At 74.4% G+C, this 1,261-nt stretch carries 1 protein-coding gene and 1 pseudogene; both read right to left on the reverse strand.

The window, feature by feature from the left end:
- Nucleotides 1-89: 89 nt before the first annotated feature.
- Complete coding sequence (locus AB0O00_RS40105; RefSeq protein ID WP_363659600.1) at nt 90-971, reverse strand: ABC transporter permease; 882 nt, start codon at nt 969-971, stop codon at nt 90-92.
- A pseudogene (locus AB0O00_RS40110) lies at nt 968-1,261 on the reverse strand (ABC transporter ATP-binding protein); the annotation flags it as partial. The pseudogene AB0O00_RS40110 and the gene AB0O00_RS40105, both read right to left, overlap by 4 nt.

A 1,261-nucleotide genomic window follows, 5' to 3' on the forward strand; every position in this document is an offset into this window, starting at 1 on the left:
GACGGGGAGGGCGGCTGTCACGCGTCGCGTCGCTCGGCGGCCTCGGGGGGCTGTCACGCGTCCCGCCGCTGGGCGACGACGGGCGGCTGTCACGCGTCGCGTCGCTTGAGGACGACGGCGGCGCCGATGAGGGCGGCGAGGACGTAGAGGCACATCACGCCGAAGCCGGTCCAGGGGGCGAGGTCGTGCGGGCCCTGGTGGAGGGTGGCGAGGGCCTGGCCGGCGTTGCCGGGCAGGTAGGGGGCGATGGTGTCGCGCCAGGAGCTGGGCAGGGCCTCGGTGAGCAGCGGGAGGAGCATGAGGACGCCGAAGACGCTCGCGATGCCGCCGGCGGTGTTGCGGATGAGGGTGCCAAGGCCGACGGCGAGCAGGCCGACGGCGGTGAGGTAGAGGCCCATGCCGAACACGACGCGGGTGACGCCGGGGGCACCGAGGGTGGTGTCGAGGTGCTTGCCGGCGAGGATCGACTGGCCGACGAAGAAGGCGACGAGGCAGGCGGCGGTGGACACCGCCCAGGCGACGGCGCCGAAGACGGCGGCCTTGGCCCACAGCACCGGCAGGCGCTTGGGGACGGCGGACAGCGAGGCGCGGATCATGCCGGTGGAGTACTCGCCGGTGATGATCAGGACGCCGAGGACGCCGATGGCCAGCTGGGCGAAGTGGTAGCCGAGGAGGCTGTGCTCGGCGGCGCCGAAGTGGAGGCGTTCGTCGGCGGGCAGGCGGTCCCAGCGGCTGACGGTGCCCCAGCACAGGAGGGCGCCGAAGCCGATGGTGAGGGCGACGGTGATGCCGAGCGTCCAGTAGGTGGAGCGCAGCGAGCGGAACTTGATCCACTCGGCGTGGACGGCCCGGGCGAGGGTGACGCCGGGGCGGGCGGGCCGGGAGGAGGGCGCGAACACGGGGGCCGCGGCCGGGACCGGGTCGGCGGTGGCGGCGGTGGCGGTGGCAGTGGTGGCGGTGGTGGTGGTCATGCGGCCATCTCCTTGACCGGCTGGGCGGGGGTGACGACGGCCTGGTACTCCACCGCGTCCTTGGTGAGCTCCATGAAGGCCTCCTCCAGGGAGGCCTGCTTGGGGGTGAGTTCGAACAGCACGAGGGAGTGGGCGGCGGCCAGGCGGCCGATGCGCTCGCTGTCGGTGCCGGTGACTTCCAGGCGGTCCGCCTCCCCGGTCCCCCCGGCCTCCCCGGCCCGCTCCACGTCGACGCCGGGCAGTTCGGCCAGCAGGTCGCGCAGCCGCTGCGCGTCGGGGGTGCGCACGAG

This window comes from Kitasatospora sp. NPDC093558 (genome assembly GCF_040683475.1).
Classification (GTDB): domain Bacteria; phylum Actinomycetota; class Actinomycetes; order Streptomycetales; family Streptomycetaceae; genus Kitasatospora.

Bases quoted from the DNA above. Each gene is read 5' to 3' on its own strand.
- AB0O00_RS40105 (WP_363659600.1), bottom strand. From the start codon at position 971: ATGACCACCACCACCGCCACCACTGCCACCGCCACCGCCGCCACCGCC.